The following is a 3,172-nucleotide window of genomic DNA, read 5'->3' as shown; positions in this document are numbered from 1 at the left end:
GGCTTTCAGGCAGGGCGATTTCTTCGGCGGCCTGTTCGCTGCCGTCGAGGCGCTCGACGCCGCCACCGGCGGGCCGGCGTCCGGTTCCGCGCCGGTGGTCGATGCGGCCGGCGTCGTTCCCGCGGCAGCGTCGGGCGGGTCCGGCGGCGAGCAGCCGGACTGGATCACCTGGCTGTTCGGCACGCTGGTCGCGGCCGGCGTGCTGCGCCTGATGTTCGGCCTGCTCGGTTCGCTCCTGGCGGCGGCCGTCGGCGGCTGGCTCGGTTTCATGGTCTTCGGTTCGCTGGCCTTCGCCATCGGCGCGGCGGTGGTGATCTTCCTGTTTTCTTTCGTGAACCTGTTTTCCGGCGGTGGCCGCGGCTCGGGCGGCGGCGGCTTTTCCGGCGGCGGGTTCTCGGGCGGCGGTGGCAGCTTCGGTGGCGGCGGCGCGTCGGGAGGGTGGTGAGATGAAGCTTTTACGTGCGCTCCGGCATCTGCTGCTGCCCGACTGGTGGACGCAGCGTGTTTTCACCCGCGCCGACCTGGCGGCGATCGGCGCCGCGATCACTGCCGGCGAGAAGACGCATCGCGGCGAGCTGCGCGTTGTCGTCGAGGGCTCGCTGCCGCTGGGTTCGCTGTGGCGTGACCAAAGTTCGCGTGAGCGCGCCGTCGAGCTGTTCGCCCGCCAGCGCGTGTGGGATACCGAGGAGAACTCCGGCATCCTGATCTACGTGCAGTTGCTCGATCGGCGGGTCGATATCCTGGCCGACCGCGGCATCGCCGCGCGCGTGCCGCAGGCCGAGTGGGACGCCATCTGCCGCGAGATGGAAAACAGTTTTCGCGGCGGCGGCTGGCGCTCCGGTGCGCTGCGGGCCGTGGCGCGCGCAACCGGACTATTGACCCAGCATTTCCCCGCCGGTAACAGCAATCCCAACGAATTGCCGGACCAACCCTTGGTGCTGTAGGCGCGGTCCGGCCGGCCTTGAAAAGTCGGCGCCGGCGGCACGGCGATTGCGGCAGGCACAAAACGAAACAGGGACCGCAGCCCCTGTTTTTTCTTGCGCCGCGCGCGAATCAGGCGGCTTGTTGCTTCCTGCGCCGCGCAACGAGGCCGAGCAGGCCGAGGCCGGCCAGCATCATGGCGTAGGTTTCGGGTTCCGGCACGGCGACGGCGTAGGCCGCGTCGGCGATCATGCGATGACCGGCGGCGGTCGGATGGATGCCGTCCCAGAACAGGTAGCTGTTCGGGGTACAGGCCGGGCCCGCATCGATGCAGCTGCTGTCGACGTCGGTGAAACCATAGGCGCCGGGGTTGGCGACCACGGTATTGAGCAGCGAGAAGGTGTCTAGGGTGCGGATGTCCTCGCCCGCCAGGCCAAGGCGCAGGCCGTTGATGACAGAGTCGAAACCGCTGTTGTAGGTGGCGGAGAGGAAGGTGGCGCCGCCGACTTGCAGCGGGCCGCCGCCGATGGCCTCGGGCGTCAAGCCGAGGTTCGGCATGTTCATGACTAGAAACTTGCGCGCGCCCTCGGTGTAGAGGTCGGTGATGGCGTTTTGTACGCCTGCGAGGGCACCGCCGATCAGCGCACCGGCGAGGCCGGGGTTGGCGGCGGCGGCGCGCAGGTCGTTGCCGCCGGCCCAGACCACATAAAGCGCGTTCGCATCCGCGGGGCCCGACAGTGCGCGAAAACTCGTGACCTGGGCACCGAGATCGGTGGCGAGCGGACCGACGCTCGAACCGGGGGCCGCGGTCGCGCCGCCGAAGGCGTAATTGTGCCCACCCAGCAGCGACGGCGTCAGGCCGAAGCCGAACATGCCGGCAAGGTTGTCCGCATAGGTCGGGCCATCGGAGAAGCGGCCGTTGAAGTAGGGCGGCGGCGGGAAGCCTCCCGTTGCGGCATAGATGTTGCCGCTGTCGGAAAGGCTGTCGCCGAAGACATAAATATCGCTGTAGGCGGAAGCGGAAGAGGCGGTGGCACCGAGGCCGAGTGCGAGCAAAAGTCCGGCGACGAGCTTGTTCGGAATCAGTCGTGACATGGGGATCTCCTTGGATATCTGCTGTATTGGCAACCGACGTCGCCGCCAATGGTAGCCCAAAATCCGCCAATACGTGAGGTTTGAAGCAGATCGCGCCGCATGGCCGGCAACAGGCCCTAGACTGCGCGCATGACCAATCCCCGCAGCCTGCCGCGCGAACTGCTGCACCTCGCCTGGCCCGTCCTGATCGCCCAGGCCGCCGTGATGGCCAATGGCGTGATCGACACCCTGATGGCCGGCCGGCTGTCCTCGGTGGACCTGGCGGCGGTCGGCATCGGCGCCAGCATCTACATCACCATCATCATGGCGCTGATGGGCGTGCTGCTTGCGCTCACGCCGGTGGTGGCCCACCACTACGGCGCGCAACGCCATGCCGAGATCGGCGCCGACGTGCGCCAATGCGCCTGGCTGGCGTTGCTGTTGTCGCTGCTGGCCTTCGTCGCGCTGAAACATCCCGATCCGCTGCTGGCCTTTTCGCGCCTGACGCCGGAAGTGGAGTTCAAGGTCCGCGCCTATCTCGAAGGCTCGGCCTGGGCGGTGCCCGGCGTGATGTTCTTCCGCGTCTTCTACGGTTTCACCAACGGCATCGGCCGCCCGCGCCCGGTGATGATGTTCAACCTGCTCGGGCTGGCGCTCAAGGCGCCGCTGAACTGGGTCTTCATGTATGGCCATTTCGGCTTCCCGGCGATGGGCGGAGCCGGCTGCGGCTGGTCCTCCGCCGTCATCATGTGGACCGTCGCCACCTTGTCCTGGCTGTGGTGCCGGGGCAATGCCGACTACGCGCGCTATGGCGTCTTCGCCCGTTTCGACTGGCCACGCCTGGTCCCCTTGCGCGGATTGCTGGTGCTCGGCCTGCCGATGGGCGCCACCTTCCTGGTCGACGTCACCGCCTTCACCTTCATGTCGCTGTTCATCGCCCGCCTCGGGCCTGAGGTTTCGGCGGCGCACCAGGTCGCCGCCAACGTCGCCGTGTTCGTCTTCATGGTGCCGCTGGCCCTCGGCGTTGCCACCGGCGTCGTGGTCGGCCAGGCGCTGGGTGCGGGCGATGCCCGGCGTGCGCGCCATGCCGGCCTGCTCGGCTTGGCCGTGGGCGGTGGCGCGGCGGCGCTCACCGGCGCGGCGATCGGCCTCGGCGCCGCGCCGCTCGCGCGCGCCT

The 3,172-nt window shown here is 68.6% G+C and carries 3 protein-coding genes and 1 pseudogene; 3 read left to right on the top strand and 1 reads right to left on the bottom strand.

What is annotated here, in order from left to right; genetic code table 11:
* Nucleotides 1-445 (top strand): annotated as a pseudogene (locus J0M27_RS21275) (hypothetical protein); the annotation flags it as partial.
* Nucleotide 446: 1 nt separating this feature from the next.
* A complete protein-coding gene (locus tag J0M27_RS21270; RefSeq protein ID WP_294996711.1) occupies nt 447-944 on the top strand; it encodes a TPM domain-containing protein in 498 nt (165 codons plus the stop codon).
* A gap of 109 nt (nt 945-1,053) precedes the next feature.
* Here J0M27_RS21270 and J0M27_RS21265 read toward each other — a convergent pair whose 3' ends face one another.
* The gene (locus J0M27_RS21265; protein WP_294996708.1) at nt 1,054-2,016 is read right to left on the bottom strand and encodes an SGNH/GDSL hydrolase family protein; all 963 of its coding nucleotides are present in this window, start codon (nt 2,014-2,016) and stop codon (nt 1,054-1,056) included.
* 129 nt (nt 2,017-2,145) lie between these two features.
* Here J0M27_RS21265 and J0M27_RS21260 point away from each other — a divergent pair.
* Nucleotides 2,146-3,172, top strand: a 1,027-nt coding sequence (locus tag J0M27_RS21260) for an MATE family efflux transporter (protein WP_294996705.1), incomplete at its 3' end; no start/stop codon positions are given.

The organism is Sulfuritalea sp., assembly GCF_017302275.1.
In the GTDB taxonomy this organism is placed as follows: domain Bacteria; phylum Pseudomonadota; class Gammaproteobacteria; order Burkholderiales; family Rhodocyclaceae; genus Sulfuritalea.
Note: the sequence above shows the minus strand (reverse complement) of the source record. Positions and strands in the feature narration are given on the sequence as shown.